This window comes from uncultured Zhongshania sp., assembly GCF_963975605.1.
Classification (GTDB): domain Bacteria; phylum Pseudomonadota; class Gammaproteobacteria; order Pseudomonadales; family Spongiibacteraceae; genus Spongiibacter; species Spongiibacter aquimaris.
Window position 1 is genome coordinate 265,513 of the sequence record NZ_CAXBHN010000002.1, and the last position, 15,487, is coordinate 280,999.

12 protein-coding genes are annotated in these 15,487 nt (G+C 49.8%); 5 read left to right on the top strand and 7 right to left on the bottom strand.

What is annotated here, in order from left to right; all coding sequences use genetic code 11:
* Window positions 1-59 precede the first annotated feature (59 nt).
* From fliM to ttcA, 5 genes are all read right to left on the bottom strand, one after another.
* Window positions 60-1,013, bottom strand: a complete 954-nt coding sequence (fliM, locus tag AAC007_RS03545) for a flagellar motor switch protein FliM (RefSeq protein ID WP_339674622.1) — start codon at window positions 1,011-1,013, stop codon at window positions 60-62.
* A 119-nt stretch (window positions 1,014-1,132) separates the two neighbouring features.
* On the bottom strand, window positions 1,133-1,477 hold the full coding sequence (locus AAC007_RS03550; RefSeq protein WP_295871831.1) for an Hpt domain-containing protein: 345 nt from the start codon (window positions 1,475-1,477) through the stop codon (window positions 1,133-1,135).
* Window positions 1,478-1,620: 143 nt separating this feature from the next.
* Window positions 1,621-2,616, bottom strand: coding sequence for a FliG C-terminal domain-containing protein (locus tag AAC007_RS03555; RefSeq protein ID WP_295871828.1), 996 nt, complete (start codon window positions 2,614-2,616; stop codon window positions 1,621-1,623).
* Window positions 2,613-3,305 carry a hypothetical protein gene (locus tag AAC007_RS03560; protein WP_339674623.1) on the bottom strand — a complete coding sequence of 231 codons (693 nt, stop codon included), beginning with the start codon at window positions 3,303-3,305 and terminating at the stop codon, window positions 2,613-2,615. Before AAC007_RS03560 ends, AAC007_RS03555 begins: the two co-directional genes overlap by 4 nt.
* A gap of 410 nt (window positions 3,306-3,715) precedes the next feature.
* Window positions 3,716-4,624 (bottom strand): tRNA 2-thiocytidine(32) synthetase TtcA, encoded by a 909-nt coding sequence (gene ttcA, locus AAC007_RS03565; protein ID WP_295871825.1) that lies wholly within the window; start codon window positions 4,622-4,624, stop codon window positions 3,716-3,718.
* A 296-nt stretch (window positions 4,625-4,920) separates the two neighbouring features.
* Between ttcA and AAC007_RS03570 the strand changes: the two genes are divergently transcribed.
* On the top strand, window positions 4,921-5,901 hold the full coding sequence (locus AAC007_RS03570) for a malate dehydrogenase (RefSeq protein ID WP_295871823.1): 981 nt from the start codon (window positions 4,921-4,923) through the stop codon (window positions 5,899-5,901).
* A gap of 152 nt (window positions 5,902-6,053) precedes the next feature.
* Window positions 6,054-6,719, top strand: coding sequence for a nitroreductase (locus AAC007_RS03575; protein ID WP_295871821.1), 666 nt, complete (start codon window positions 6,054-6,056; stop codon window positions 6,717-6,719).
* 26 nt (window positions 6,720-6,745) lie between these two features.
* On the opposite strand, the gene AAC007_RS03580 is transcribed toward AAC007_RS03575, so the two are convergent.
* Entirely contained in the window at window positions 6,746-8,059 is a 1,314-nt protein-coding gene (locus AAC007_RS03580) for an MFS transporter (protein WP_219041643.1), read from the bottom strand.
* Between the two features lie 207 nt (window positions 8,060-8,266).
* Here AAC007_RS03580 and AAC007_RS03585 point away from each other — a divergent pair, with 207 nt between their 5' ends.
* Both AAC007_RS03585 and AAC007_RS03590 read left to right on the top strand, forming a co-directional pair.
* Window positions 8,267-10,072 carry an autotransporter assembly complex family protein gene (locus AAC007_RS03585; protein WP_339674624.1) on the top strand — a complete coding sequence of 602 codons (1,806 nt, stop codon included), beginning with the start codon at window positions 8,267-8,269 and terminating at the stop codon, window positions 10,070-10,072.
* Complete coding sequence (locus tag AAC007_RS03590) at window positions 10,069-13,776, top strand: translocation/assembly module TamB domain-containing protein (RefSeq protein ID WP_339674625.1); 3,708 nt, start codon at window positions 10,069-10,071, stop codon at window positions 13,774-13,776. Before AAC007_RS03585 ends, AAC007_RS03590 begins: the two co-directional genes overlap by 4 nt.
* A 20-nt stretch (window positions 13,777-13,796) precedes the next feature.
* Here AAC007_RS03590 and AAC007_RS03595 read toward each other — a convergent pair whose 3' ends face one another.
* Window positions 13,797-14,588, bottom strand: coding sequence for an SDR family oxidoreductase (locus tag AAC007_RS03595; protein ID WP_296435332.1), 792 nt, complete (start codon window positions 14,586-14,588; stop codon window positions 13,797-13,799).
* Window positions 14,589-14,806: 218 nt separating this feature from the next.
* Between AAC007_RS03595 and AAC007_RS03600 the strand changes: the two genes are divergently transcribed.
* Window positions 14,807-15,472: a TetR/AcrR family transcriptional regulator gene (locus AAC007_RS03600; protein WP_296435339.1), complete on the top strand. Its 666-nt coding sequence runs from the start codon at window positions 14,807-14,809 to the stop codon at window positions 15,470-15,472.
* Window positions 15,473-15,487: the final 15 nt, after the last annotated feature.

The following is a 15,487-nucleotide window of genomic DNA, read 5'->3' on the forward strand; positions in this document are numbered from 1 at the left end:
AAGGTCCAGATGACTATACAACCGTTTTACGTATGCTTAGGCAGTACATATAAGGCAACTTACTCAGCAATTTTGAGGGCTAAAAAACCATTTACCACGCCCAGCTGTGCCCGTGCCATTGGCACCCCAGACACTTTTATCACCGATAATTCACGGCTACTAAAGGGGATCACATCGCCAACCTGCAGGGCAGCTATCTGCCCTAAACTCATCACTGGCTCAGCCAATGTGCAGCGGGTAGGCACACTCATATCCATCACTGATTGGCTCAAGCTGGTATGCCACAGCGAGTTGTCACCAAGCTGCTCAGCAGATTCGGTTTTACTTAATGATTCCAACACAGGTTCTAGCATCGCCAACGGCAAGGCGATATTAAATTCACCGCCGCCGCCACTATCCAGCTCAATCTGAAAACGGCTAACAACGACGATTTCAGACTGCCCAGCTATTGACGCCATGGCCGGATTGACCTCCATTGCCAGTGATTCGCAGCTGATCGCTCTCACCAAGCGCCAAGCGCGGTCATAGTCTTGATGGGCGCGGTCGATTAGCCTGCGAATAACTCGACGCTCTACCTTACTAAAATCCCTGCCGTCAGCATGACCCTGAGTACCGTTGCCGCCGAAAAACATATCCACCAAACGAAATACCAAGCGCGCGTCAAAAACCACCATCGCCGTCCCGCTTAAAGGATGTAAACGCATGAGGTTTAGAGATGTGGGAACATACAATGAATGCAGGTATTCACTGTAGGGTAAAAACTGAAGGTCAATAGCGGCGACATCCAGGCTTTGCCCTAAAACTTCGGAAATACTATCGCGGAAATATTCTGAAAATCGTTTATTGATGTGCTCTAAGCCCGGTAAGCGGCGTTTTTTCAAGCGTCGCCGGCTAGCTAAATCAAAAGAGCGGGCATCAACAGACGATGAAGTACTGGCCTCAGCTCGCGGCGTTTGCGCCTGAACATTCGCCAACAACGCATCGATTTCTGCTTGGGAGAGTAAATCCTTCACCATTACGCCTATACCGCACTATCTAGGAGAGTACAGCGTATTTAGCAAGACTCAAGCCAATTATTTATTATGTAAATCAATGACTTAAAAAAGAGGGGTGCGTCAAAAAATTGACCCTCCTATTTAATGCCATCTAACCAGCGGCGAATTGAGAGCATCGCTTCCGCAAAGCTACGCTGGGTATTGCTGAAATCCTGCTGAATATCACGAAAGCTCGCATCTCGGCCACGCAACTCCAATCCACGGAAATGTTGAGATAGATTTTCTGCGCCCAAGGACGCGGCACCACCTTTCATGGTATGTGCCATTGTTCGCAGCGTCTCTGCATCTTGATCTTGAATTGCTTTCTCAACCAAGCTTAAGCGCTCTTGAGTATCAATTTCAAACTCATCAATGAGGGTAAAAACATCTTCTTCCATAAAATCACGGAGCTCTTCGAGTACCGCAAAATTCAATGTAGGCATACGCTTAAACGTCCTTGTTTAACTCTGTTTATTTAAAATATTAATAGGTATTACAAAAAGAGTTATTGTGGAGGAAAATTCCGTATTTTAGTATTTAAAACTAACCTCTCACGACATTTCGTCAATACAATCCGATAGCGAGACTAAAACACATCTATTTTACGGGCGTCTAGAATGATTTCCCCCACCGCGGCCATTTGTCTGGCCACACTGACAACCTCCGCTTGTGCAGCATGAGCTTCTGCCTGTGTAAATCGACGAGACAAGGCCATGATTTCATGTTTTTTATCGTCACTTACCGCACTTAAAAATCGACGGCGGAGCAGCGCGCCAGCTTCTGCTAAGGCTGGCGCCATTATCTCTGGGGCAAGCTGCTTTGCAAGAATCACGATATCCTGCTCTGCCATATTCGCAATTTGGGCAAAGCCGAACATTAACTCTTCGACTCTCGCAGCCTGCTCAGGCTGGCTCGCTCGCAAACCATTGAGCAAATTACTTTCCGCACCAACATCCATTTCATTGAGGAGGGCCGCCGCCAAAGAGTCGCCTGTCATTGCCCGACCAAGCGGCCTGCCCACATCACTAAAATAGTGCTCCAGCAACCAATCCAACTCTTCTAGTGCAGCCGGAGTTAAATTTTTTAAACTTGATAAGCGACCCAGCAAGTCTAAGCGTCGCGACTCTTCGAAAGCGAGCAACACCTCGCTGCCCTGCCTCGGCGCCAAACAGGCGATCACAACCGCCTGAATTTGTGGATGCTCGCGACGAATTATATCCACAATGGTATTGGGTTCTAACCATTTTAGTTTTGTGATCTGCCGAGACTGGCCGTGCAAAGCCAAGCGATCTCCCAGCAGAGCTGCCCGCTCCTCGCCCAACGCCTCCTCTAACAAGCTAAGCACCGCATCGCTGGCACTGGGTTTGACGCCGGAAAAGGTTTTAACATCAAGATGAAAGCGAGCAAGCACCTGCTTAAATTCACCACTACTGGGCGCATCCATGCCACTCATTGCTGCCGCGATACGATGTACATCGGCGGGTGGTAAAGCCCGCATGATTGCAGCGGCATGACTTTTATCTAGCGACATAATTAACGCTGCCGCTTGCTCAACATCAGATAGGTGAGTCGACGCGGTCATTTAAGCGGCGTCCCATTCAGCCATCCGCTCAATACGCTCGCAACACGCGCGGGCTCTTCTTGGGCTATCGCCTTAAATCGCAGCAACTGATCCCGATAATCGTTTTCTAATTGCAAGGTTTTTGCCCTGATCTTGCGGTAATGGTGGAAAAGCAAAACCGAACCGATTAGACCAAGCAAAGAGATACCAAGGCCGAGTAACATCCGTTGTGACGGGCTAAGTCCAAACTTTTCATAGGCCGTGTCATTGATACTGGGAAAGGGATGAAACCGCACCGCTAGCTGGTCCCCGCGGGCCGAATTAATCGCCAAACCCGCACTTACCAAGCTTAAAAGTGACTCTTCAATGTTATTATCTGGCTGCGCGCGGTCAATTATTAACAATACGGATTTGAGCTCCGCTACTTGGCCATTCGCGCTGGCACTTTCAACTTGAACTGATACCTTGATATCAGTTGCGGGCAGTAGTGAGGTCGCCAAAGCAAGTACTTTGCGCTCAAGACTCGCTTCACGCTGGCTGCGCGGATCATTTGCGATAAGCTCATGTCCAGTACTCCCGTTAAAGCGCCATTGCTGCCAGGCCGCTTCAAATAACACACTGCCGCCAAGAGCTATGCACAGCGTGACCGATACCAAGGCGCACAGTGTTGCCGCAGAAAATGACCTTAGCCCTACCTCTTCTTCGTCCACCTGCTTCCCTCTTGATGCGCGATGTCATCAGCACTCTATTCAAGTCACTGCACAACCCCACTTACTGAGTTACATCGCCGTTAACTATTCAGACAGGCATCGGTTTTATTGCCAGCGAAGCCCAGCCCAATGTCAAAAAAATGACAAGCATTTAAATCATACCTATCACAATATCTGTCAATATTTTGACAGAAAGAGCCCAAAGCCCAGACAAACTACCGTAACCATCACCAGTAAATTGTTAATCTGTATGGATAAAGCAGTAATTGGGCCACTATTGGCAACGCGTAAGGAGGGTCAACAAAACAAGTGGGGATAAGGACAGGGGCAGCCGCGGGCAAGCTATGCAGGAATGGCAGAATTACGCGAAATAATAGCGGTTACCGAAACCCAGCAACCGCCCAAGATATTTATCTCAATTCAGTCAGTTCTATGAAATTGCTGCGCTCGGCGGGCTGAGATGACGACGGCAGGCCACCCGCATCGATCGTTTGAGTGGAGTCGAACTCATACTCTTTGCGCTCGCCTGTGCGATCTATCGTCAGCGAGGCAAAATCAAACAAATTGGAATCAGCCATCTGCGAAGGAGCGATATTTTGCATGGAAGAAAAGATCTTCTCTATGCGGCTGCCATCCACCCTTTCCCAGTCCATCAGCATTTTGCGAATATTCTGACGCTGGAGATTTTCCTGAGAACCACAGAGATTGCAGGGAATAATCGGAAATTCCTTGTGCGCGGCAAATGCCTCGATATCAGTTTCGCGACAATACGCCAGCGGGCGAATAACGATATTGCGCTTGTCATCAGAGAGGAGTTTTGGCGGCATTCCCGACAAGCGTGAGCCGTAGAACATATTTAAAAACAGGGTCTGCACGATATCGTCTTTGTGATGGCCCAGAGCTATTTTTGTAGCGCCAATTTCTTCCGCAAAGGCGTATAGCGTCCCGCGGCGAAGACGTGAACACAGTCCGCAAGTTGTCTTACCCTCTGGGATTTTCTGCTTAACTATAGAGTAGGTGTCTTTGTTAACGATGTAGTATTCAATACCTAAGGCATCTAAATAATCTGGCAGCACGTGCTCCGGGTATCCCGGCTGCTTCTGATCCATATTGACCGCAATCAGCTCGAATTTTACCGGCGCGCTTTTTTGCAGGTTCATCAGAATATCGAGCATGGTATAACTGTCTTTGCCGCCAGACAGGCAGACCATCACGCGGTCGCCCTCTTCGATCATTTTATAATCTTCAATCGCCTGCCCAGTATGGCGGCGTAAACGCTTTTGAAGTTTATTGAATTCAAGTTTTGGCAAGCTAGACATAGCGGAAAATCAAATAGAGAGTTGGGTCGCGCATTATATAGAAACGTGTACTCAGCGGCCACAATCACGCGCTCAGCGGCGCTAACAACCGCCTCCTGAGTCCGGTATTTGGCCTTATCGGCCTCAAGCGCTGGCAATCCGCGACTGAGATGACTATCATTAGCCCGCCAAAATCTGCTGGCATGAGGTGTCTTGTACACGGCCAGACCCCGGCACGGGTGCATGTCGGACTGTGTAATCCACGTCCGATCGCACCCGCTCAAAAATCAGACCACCACCAGAAAGGGAATCGCCCAATGAAACAACCAGTTCGCGTCACCGTTACCGGTGCAGCCGGCCAAATTGGCTACGCACTTCTTTTCCGTATCGCATCCGGCGCTATGCTGGGCGACGATCAGCCCGTTATTCTGCACCTGTTAGACATCACCCCAGCGATGGATGCCCTGCAAGGCGTTCGCATGGAGCTTGAAGACTGCGCATTCCCATTATTGGCTGGCGTAGTGTGCACCGACGATCCAAATGTCGGCTTTAAAGATGCTGATTACGCACTGCTTGTTGGCGCACGTCCACGCGGCCCAGGCATGGAGCGTAAAGATCTACTGGAAGCAAACGCTGCCATTTTCTCTGTTCAAGGCAAAGCCATTGACCAGAATGCCAGCAAAAACATTAAAGTGTTGGTTGTCGGCAACCCAGCCAATACTAACGCCCTGATCACTCAACGCAATGCGCCGTCAATTCCTGCGCGCAACTTCACGGCGATGACCCGTTTGGATCACAACCGCGCCATGACTCAAATTGCTATCAAAACTGGCAAGACAGTCAACGACGTGACCAATATGACAATCTGGGGCAACCACTCAGCAACTCAATACCCTGATCTATTCAACGCCAAAGTATCTGGCCAAAACGCCAGTGACCTCGTTGATCAAGCTTGGCTTGAAGGCGACTTCATCCCAACCGTTCAACAACGCGGCGCAGCCATTATTAAAGCGCGCGGCGCATCTTCTGCGGCCTCTGCAGCAAACGCCGCCAGCGGTCATATGCGCAGCTGGGCACTAGGCACCACAGGTGATGACTGGGTTTCTATGGGTGTTTACAGCGACGGTAGCTACGGCATTCAAGAAGGTCTGATCTACTCTTTCCCTTGCCGCTGTAAAGATGGCGAGTGGGAAATTGTTCAAGGCCTTGAAATCAATGATTTCAGCCGTGGTAAAATGCAAGCCACTGAGCAAGAGCTTGCCGAAGAGCGTGATGGTGTAAAACACTTACTGCCATAATATCTTCGTCTTTTGCACTAAATAAAAAAGCGGCCCTCGGCCGCTTTTTTATTGCGCGCCAAATAGACAGCTTTTGCCACCACAATCGATGACTCAGTGCTAAAAATCGTTTACCGTTTTAACTCTTTAAAAAATCACTAGGGAATTCCCAGATGAACGTCTCCGATGCCGTAAAAGCCCGCCGATCAATACGCGGTTTTAAACCCGACCCCGTTCCACCGGAGCTTCTTGAGAAAATTTTCGATCAGGCCCGCTTCGCCCCCTCGAACTGCAACACCCAACCCTGTCATACCGTGGTGGTGTCTGGTCAAGCGAGAAAAGATTTGCAGGCTGCCATTTTTGCCGAAATGAGTGCGGGCAAGGCGCCGTCGTCCGCTTTCACCCCAGGGGACCAAAACCTGACAGGGGTCTATAAAGACCGCCAATATCAATGCGCAATGGACTACTATGGCACCATGGGTATTGAGCGCCACGAGAAAGACAAGCGCTTTGCTCTGATGATGAAAAACTGGGAGTTTTTTGATGCCCCGCATGTCGCCTTTATATCAATGCCAACCAGTATGGGACCTGTCAACGCCGTAGACGTGGGTATTTATCTGCAAACATTGATGCTAATCCTGGTGGAGCACGGTCTAGCCAGTTGCCCCCAAGGCGCATTGGCGTTTTATCCCGACGAAGTCTTTAAAATCGCCAATATTCCGGAAGGCAACGGTATTATCTGCGGATTGTCCTTTGGCTACGAAGACATCGGAACGCAAATCAACCAAGTCATTATGGATCGCGCGCCCCTTGCTGACTTAGTGCAGTTCGTCGACTAAACCGCCTCCTAAACTGATTGACCTTATTAGCGTTCAATAGGGTCAATCACCTCAACGACTTTCGCTTCGCCGTCTGACTTCTCTTCCTGCTCACCACCCGCTGCCTGCGCGACATCTGCGTCTTCTGTTCGCGGATCCAGCTCAAAAATCATTGGCGAGGTAACCGAGACCGGAACAAAAGGTTCCGTTGAATCGACAAGAGGCAGAACATGGGATTTTCGACGAATCGAAATTCCCAAGGTGAACCCCAGCAAACATACCGCCGAAAAAACAAATAGCCCCGGTGGACCAAGTAGTGACATAAAGATCGAGGCCAATGGCGCCCCCAATGCTGAACTACAACCAAACAAAAATAAAATGCCGCTGCCTATTAAGACAAAATCACTGGCCTCGGCGTTGTCAGACGTATGCGCCAAGCAAATTGAATACATGGTCATCACCGCCCCACCCCACAGCACCGACAACAGTAACAACAAGTTGCCGATAACTGGGACGAAGACCAAAACCATCGACACAGCCGCGCCCGCGAGACAGTTAAAATACAATACCAAGCGCCGATCATAACGATCGGATAAGCGCCCCAAGGGCAATTGAAACAAAGCGCCGCCAAGTACGGCGCCGCTCATAAACAGGGTTAACTCGGAGGTATTTAAACCTAGACCGCGTGCATACACCGGCCCCAATGCCCAAAAGGCACCAGTGACAAGACCACTGGTAATCGCCCCCTCCATACCGACATGAGACAACTGCCAAAGCCGCCGAAAATTGAGTTTTACAACCGGCATCGGCGTTGGCGCCAAGGTCGCGGTTAAGCAGACTGGCACTATGGCGAGTGACAATAATATCGCTGCCAAACCAAACAATAAGGGTCCCGATGGGTCAGCAAAATTCAGCATTTGCTGACCGACAATGATCATGCTTAAGTTGATGACGGTATACAGCGACAGTATCGTACCCCGTGTCTCGCGAGTAGCGCGATCATTGAGCCAGCTTTCTATTACCATGTACAAACCGGAAATACAGAAACCCACCACAAAGCGCAGCACCAACCAGGCAACAAAACTGGGTAAGCCGTGAAACAGCAAAACCACTGCAGAAAATATCGTCGCTAATACCGCAAAACTGCGTATATGCCCTACCCGACGCACGATATGCGGCGTGACCAAACAGCTAATAACAAAACCAACAAAATAGGTAGATGCGGTCAAACCTGTTTGGGTTGCGGTAAATTGCTCAATTTCGGCGCGCAGAGGCAGCAAGGTGAGCATTAACCCATGCCCCACCAACAGCAATGCATCAGATAAAAGTAACGCCGTCAGTGGCAACAACAACCGCCTCATATACTCCTACGCCCTATAAAATAAGTGATTTAAACCCGTAACCGTTCGCCATCGTTTTCTAGCCGCAAACCTGACAATCATTCTAGCAGCTGTATCCTTGTAAATATCTCCTTCAATAGCCCCACTTTTCAACTTTAAAGTAGCTAGCGAAAATCTAGCAAGGCATAATCGAGGCCTCATTCACGCCGTCACACACATACTGGATTTATGTCAAAACGGGTTAAGCACCTCACAGCGATACTTCTTTGTTGTACCTGCGGACAAGTTACGGCAAACGATAACGCCACCCTTGTTATTCACGGCGGTAAGAGCACACTGCAAGACAACATACGCGCCCATCTTGCGCTAAACGATATCGCCTGCGACTTATCCGAAGCTAAGCTCCGCGGCCAACTTAGGGGCAGCGACGACAAGATCTCTGAGGCGCTTCGCGCGCTAGGCTACTACAACGGTAAATGGACGCTCACCAAAAGCAGAGAAAAAAGGCTCGCACAAGACACCGATAAAAGCGGCTTATCCGCGGTGACAAAGCCACTACAACGACTAAAAAAGAACGACGAGATTGAGTGCTGGCAATTGGAATTGGCACTTCAACCAGGTCCGGTCACTAAAATAGCTACTCTCGACGTAGGCATTGAAGGCCCAGGGAAAAGCGATGCTGTATTCCTCGACTATTTGCAGAAGTTACCCACCAAAGCTGGGAATGATTTGCGACACAGTGACTACGAAGACATTAAAAAGGAAATAAGCCAACGGGCGCGCAATGCCGGTTATTTTGACGGTAAATTTAGCCAACACAATTTAGACATCAACACCGACACCAACACCGCCGCCATTACCATTACTTACCAGAGCGGCGCTCGCTATCTTTTCGGCGACATCACATTTGGGCCGTCTTTATTAAATGACTCGCTGTTAGTGCGGTATTTGCCCTTTCAAAGCAACACGCCGTTTGAAGCAGACAAGCTCATTACCTTGCAGAACAATTTGGTGAGCAGTAATTATTTCGAGTCAGTGAGTGTCGATCAAGACAACCCCGACGCTAACAGCGGCAAAGTGGCAACTTATATCAGCACCACGCCAAAGAAAGAGTATGAAACCACCGCCGGTATCGGTGCGTCTACCGATACGGGGCCAAGGCTTAGCTATGGACTCAGGAACCGGCGCGTCAACGCCGACGGCGACACTTACCAAATCAGCAGCCAGTATTCACCGATTTTATCTAACATCGGCTATCAATACTCTCAACCCGGAACCAAGCCACTTACTGACAAAACCGTGTGGTCTACCGGCGTTCAACAGAAAGATACCGACACCTCCGAAAGTACCAGCTATCGTGCGGAAGTCGCGCTGATTTCACTCATTGACTCCGGCTGGGTTCAGACCTTAAGTTTGAAATTTCTCCGCGAAAACTTTGAAATTGCCAACGTCGACAACACATCGACACTACTCATGCCGGGGCTCGCCTACGCACGTAGCAAAGCGAATGACCGTCGTTACCCCACACAGGGTTGGCGAATCACTACAGCGGTGCGCGGTGCTTTAGATGGCGTGGTCTCAAGTGTCAGCCTTGCACAATTTGAACTGGACGGAAAAATCATCTTCCCGCTACTTGGTGGGCGTGTCATCAGTCGCGGCGGACTTGGCATCACCGCCCTCGACGACTTTTCTGAACTGCCCGCATCGCTGCGATTCTTTGCCGGCGGCGACAGTAGCGTCCGCGGCTTTGCCTACGAATCACTCGGACCAGAAGACAGTGCCGGCGAAGTTATTGGCGGCAAACACCGGCTAACCGGCAGCCTCGAATATGACCATCGGGTGTGGGGCGACTTCGCGCTCGCCACTTTTTACGATGCTGGCAACGCCTTCGATACCAGCGATTTCACTTTTTACAGCAGCCTGGGCATCGGTCTACGCTGGTTTTCACCGATTGGGCCGATACGCGTGGACTTTGGCTTCCCATTAAAAGACGGCGGTTTTCGCTTCCACTTATCAATGGGGCCAGATTTATGAAGCCCAGAACAAATTCATCGAAGACGCCGCGCTTAAAGCAGATTTATACAACCGTCGCGACTTGGCTTATTCGCGGCATTCTAAGTTGTGCGCTACTAGTTATTACACTCTTAGCCGCGGTATATCTTATATTGGATACTCAGCGTGGCAGTGACTGGTTACTCTCAAAAAGTCTTCAGTATATTTCACCGCAGGCGACGTTCTCCTCGTATAGCGGCACCCTCGCCAGCGGCATCCAATTGAAAGATTTGCACCTGCCACTCGCTGCGGCAGATATTGATATCGCCAACATCGACAGCGCCTGGAATCTGTGGGGAATACTCAGCGGTGAGTTCACTGTCCATAAATTACATATTGATCAGCTTGATATTGTGCTTAAAACCGACACGGAAGCGCCAATCGAAAAGTCACCCAGCACATGGCCGAACTTGGGGCCGCCGATCCCGATTAGTGTGAAAGATGCAAAGATTGAAAATATAAGTATACGCAATCAAGACAATACCCAAACTATCGACCGCATTTCGCTGCGCGCTCACAGCGGGCTATTAAGTACTTCCATTAAGGAATTGGCAGTCAAAAGTAAGCTGTACTCAGCGACTCTCAAGGGCAGACTACGCAATCACGCGCCCTATAAAATGCATTTCAATCTGAGTTGGCTGTTAAACCTTGAGCAACAAGCGGAGTTCAGCGGGAATGGCGAATTGTCTGGCGACCTTCAGCAGCTGCGCTTAAAACACACCCTTACGCAGCCAAGTGAAATCATAGGTGATATCGCTATATCGAATTGGTACAAAGCCAGCGAAGCAATTGTCGATATTAATAAGATCGTACTGGATGCTAAATTTCATTGGGCCAGTATCGCCCTCCCACCGCAATTTAATGAAGTCAGCGATGGGCAAAGTAGCATGCCGCTTTTAAGTAGCGACAAAGGCCATCTACGTCTGCATGGCAAATGGGACAATTACTCCATGGACTTTGCAAGTGAGCTCACTGCAACTTCCCCAAGGGCTAACGTAAGTGGCGGAAAACCACCTTTGCAAGATAATACATCCCCGGCAGCGATTATCAGTAACGCACTGGCAAAACCTGGCTCAGTTAAATTAGTGCTGAACGGCAATAAACTCGCCTTAGATCTTGCGACGCTAAAACTGCAAACCGAAGTCGGCAATCTTGAAATGGCAGGTAAGATCGACGCCAACGGCATTTTAGAAACCGCCATTCAACAGCAGTCCTCTTCGCCAGTTCGCTGGCAGCTTAATCTGGACGCCAATCAGATTGACACCGGCGACATACTGCCAGAGTGGCCGATAACCCTCGCGGCAAATATCGACAGTACGGGTTCGTGGACTGAAAAAGCCTACCAAGCTGAGGTGACTATTAATCAGCTGGCGGGCGATCTTGCGAACAAAACCATCGCCGGCAGCGGCGCGGTAAGTATCAGCAATCTAGGCCAAGAATTTAAACAACTGGCTCTGCAACTAGGTGACAACACCCTTCGCGCGGATGGCAAACTAACAACGAAAAGCGAGCTAAACTGGGACATCAACTCACCGAATCTCCAGCAAATTTTGCCTCAGCTAAGCGGCTCTTTAAAATCTAAAGGTAGCCTGCGCGGCGACGCTATAAAACAACTATTCGACAAGGGCCAAACCCCCGTCGTCAATGCCGACTTGCAGCTCAGTCAGCTCCAATACCAGCAATACACTGTTAGGAGTGCGAATTTAAACCTGAATACTACGGCCAACGCGAGCGCTAACATTGATCTAACGAGCAGTGGTATTTCAGCCTCCATACTAAACGACGCGACATTAAAACTGAGTGGCCGCGGCACGATGCAGCAACACCAACTATCGCTGGCCTTAGATGACAAGGACAAACACCTGGAGCTCGATATGAGCGCCTCGTTAACGCAACTTAAGTCGCAGTATCGGTGGATCAGTAACATTCAAAATATTGTCTTAGATAGCAAAGCCAGTGGCGCTTGGCGGCTTGCTAACACGAGTAAACTTGAGCTCGCCGCCGGCAATGTAATACTCGACGCCCTGTGTTTGACGCAAGACCAGACCAAGGTGTGCGCCGACGGCAAACTTCAAAACGATCAACTTAGCGCTACTGGGCTTATCGATTCGTTTCCACTTGCATACTTTAATGCCAGCTTACCCCCCGGCACAGCCCTCGCCGGCACAGTTAATAGCCGCGTCTCCATCACCGGCAAGACTGACGACCTCAGTGGCAATTTAGATTTAAGTAGCCAAGACGCCATCATTCGCTATCAAGAAAACGAAGATCAAGCAGCCATCGACTATCGCGCCGTGCTTAACACCAAGGCCGATATCCAACACAACCAATTAACAAGTAAGACGGGCTTTAGTATTGATGATATTGGCAGCATCACGGCCAATATTCACACCGACGGCCTGCAGAGCGACAGTCAACTTAATGGTGATATCAACGGTGGCTTCAGCAATCTGTTGTGGTTAGGTGGACTCTTCCCACAACTTGAAAAATTGAACGGCGTCCTCACTGCCAATGTGGTCGCAACTGGACAGCTCGCCGCGCCGAAAGCAGAGGGCAGCGTTAAGCTAACTGAGCTGGCAATGGGTTTACCCGACCTGGGGATTTCATTGAAAAATGCGTATGCAACACTGTCATTCGACAGCGAAGGCCCCTGGCAAATTGACAGTAAAATTCAATCTGGCAAAGGGTTTCTTAGTATTGTCGGTAACGGCGAATTGGGCGACAGCGGCGGACCTAGCGGCCAAATTCAGCTACGCGGCGAAGAATTTACCACACTGAATATCGCCGATGGTTTAGTCCTTATATCGCCAAGTATTAATGTTGATCTCACCCCAGAATTAATAAAGATTCGCGGTAGCTTAGATATACCCAAAGGTAACTTCACTCTCAAAACACTGCCCGAGCAAGCTGCTGGGGTATCCGTAGACGAACGCATCGTCAACAAACAGTCCAATAAAAGCCTTTCTCAGTCACGAGCGATCGACACCCGCATCGACATTAGCTTGAATGACAGTTTCGAATTTAAAGGCTATGGCTTAAGCACTAGGCTAGGCGGCAAATTAAAAGTGACCCAAAAACCGGAGGGGCTACTGCAGGCCTTTGGCTCACTTTCTTTATATGATGGCGTCTATCAAGCCTACGGACAAAAATTAAATGTCGAGCGCGGCTTACTTATTTTTCAAGGGCCACTGGACAACCCAGGCTTGAATATCACTGCGGTTAGGGAAACCAAAACCGTCACGGTCGGTGTCAATATTGGCGGTTTTGCACAGGACATACGCAGCGAATTGTTCTCTAACCCAGCGCGTCCTCCCACCGATGTGCTAGCGATCCTCATCACCGGGAAAGCCCCATCTGACATGAATAAATCCGACGCGAATCAGGTAATGAACGCCGCCACCGCCTTGGGTATTTCGCAGAGCCGCGGTATTACCAATACTCTGCAAAATACCTTTGGCGTCGATGTCATTACCTTACAAGGCGGTGATACCTACGAAGACAGCTCGCTAGTGGTTGGAAAATATCTTACGCCAGAGTTATTTATCAGCTATGTTCAAAACCTGTTCACACCCGCTGGTAGTGTGCAGTTAGACTACAGCCTCAGTAAAAACCTGGGTTTGAAAGCCCAATCTGGTAAGGCGCAAAGTATTGATCTTCTCTACAAAATTGAGCACGGTCAGCATTAAACTGCGTATACAAAACGCGACTACCAGACCGTTTTCATCGTGCCGCCGTCGGCGACCAACGTCGCACCGGTGATGTAGCTAGCGGCATCCGACAATAGAAATGCCCCTGCTTTGCCAAATTCGCTCGGATCACCATACCTGCCAATCGGGATCAATGCCTGACTGGCAGCTCGCTGCTCGTCGAAACTGATCCCTTTTGCCTTAGCCTGCGCGGTATCGAGATTCACCATACGATCAGTTGCGATTAAGCCTGGAACCAAATTATTTACACGGATATTTTCGGGGGCCAACTGCTTAGACAAGCTTTTGGCCAAACTAGTGACGCCAGAGCGCATGACATTCGACAGCAATAGAAAATCAATGGGCTCTTTAACCGACGAAGAGGTCAAGGTCAGAATCGATCCCCCACCCGCCGCGCGTAAATGTGGCAGCGTCGCGCGAATCATGCGCACCGCACTCATCAGAGTCAGTTCAAACGCCGCCTGCCAGTCTTCATCACTAAACACATCAAACTGCCCTGGCGGTGGGCCACCGGCGTTGACGACTAAGCCATCCACCCTGCCGAAATCGGCGCTGGCTTGGGCTACCCAATCCGCAATACTTACTCCGCTACTGGCATCCATCGTGTAGCCGCGAACATCAGCGCCAGTTGCCTCACTCAGTGCGCGTGCTGAGGCTTTAATTGCACTTTCACTGCGGCTGGCGATCGCTACCGATGCACCGTTGAGCGCAAGCTGCTCAGCAATGGCGTAACCCAGACCCTTGCTAGCACCAGCCACCAAATACACTTTATTCTCGACATGTAATTCCATTCGTCCCCCAAGTACATATTCAATATTGGCATCGTTAAAGCCGAGCCAACAACATTTGTCACATTAAAATAGCCAACGCAATTAAGCGACTAAAGCATAGAAATTCGTTAGAATTGCGCAACTTTGCCGTCATAATGGCAAAAATCAAAAAAAACACATGACACCAGATATAATCACTGTCAACATCGCACTGAATGACAGACGACAAAGCAATGACTATGACCACCACAACTACCAGCTACCACCACGGCAATCTGCGTCAGGAATTAATGGCGTTGGCAGAAAAGCATCTCATAACCGGTGGTATCGCAGAGCTTAGTTTACGAGCCCTCGCGCGAGAAATCGGCGTGTCTCAAACTGCGCCCTACCGACATTTCAAAGACAAAAACGCCCTGCTCGCCGCTCTGGCTACTGAGGGATTCCGTCGCTTTTTTGAGTTCTGCTTACCCAGTGAACGCGAACCTCGCGCTGATATTAGCCTGCTCTATTTTGGCCTTGGCTATGTTCAATTTGCAAAGACCCACACCGAAATGTTCCATCTCATGTTTGGTCCAGTGTTGCAGCCGCGAAATGACTATCCCGAGCTATTTGCTGCGGGGCGTGAAGCTATATACAAGGTGAGAGCTGGCGTTGAACGCGGTTACAAAACCGGCGTTCTGAGGGAGTTAGATGACGTTGCCTCGATGGCTCACACAGTGTGGGCAGCCGTACACGGCGTTGCAACACTCATGCTCGACCACGGTGACACCTACGGTTACCACCGCGACCTGGACCTGCAAGCAGAGAAATCTTTGCGAATGATGATTGCTGGCCTCTGCACCGACCCAAGCGAGATTTCGAAACTTCCCGACGTACTAACGCCCTACCCACCGGAAAACGCCTAGTACTCGCGCTGGTAA

What these genes read in the sequence shown, in the direction of transcription:
- AAC007_RS03550 (WP_295871831.1), bottom strand. Translation starts at nt 1,477, where the DNA reads ATGCCTACATTGAATTTTGCGGTACTCGAAGAGCTCCGTGATTTTATG.
- AAC007_RS03600 (WP_296435339.1), top strand. Translation starts at nt 14,807, where the DNA reads ATGACCACCACAACTACCAGCTACCACCACGGCAATCTGCGTCAGGAA.
- AAC007_RS03595 (WP_296435332.1), bottom strand. Translation starts at nt 14,588, where the DNA reads ATGGAATTACATGTCGAGAATAAAGTGTATTTGGTGGCTGGTGCTAGC.
- AAC007_RS03570 (WP_295871823.1), top strand. Translation starts at nt 4,921, where the DNA reads ATGAAACAACCAGTTCGCGTCACCGTTACCGGTGCAGCCGGCCAAATT.
- AAC007_RS03590 (WP_339674625.1), top strand. Translation starts at nt 10,069, where the DNA reads ATGAAGCCCAGAACAAATTCATCGAAGACGCCGCGCTTAAAGCAGATT.
- AAC007_RS03585 (WP_339674624.1), top strand. Translation starts at nt 8,267, where the DNA reads ATGTCAAAACGGGTTAAGCACCTCACAGCGATACTTCTTTGTTGTACC.
- ttcA (WP_295871825.1), bottom strand. Translation starts at nt 4,624, where the DNA reads ATGTCTAGCTTGCCAAAACTTGAATTCAATAAACTTCAAAAGCGTTTA.
- AAC007_RS03580 (WP_219041643.1), bottom strand. Translation starts at nt 8,059, where the DNA reads ATGAGGCGGTTGTTGTTGCCACTGACGGCGTTACTTTTATCTGATGCA.
- AAC007_RS03555 (WP_295871828.1), bottom strand. Translation starts at nt 2,616, where the DNA reads ATGACCGCGTCGACTCACCTATCTGATGTTGAGCAAGCGGCAGCGTTA.
- AAC007_RS03575 (WP_295871821.1), top strand. Translation starts at nt 6,054, where the DNA reads ATGAACGTCTCCGATGCCGTAAAAGCCCGCCGATCAATACGCGGTTTT.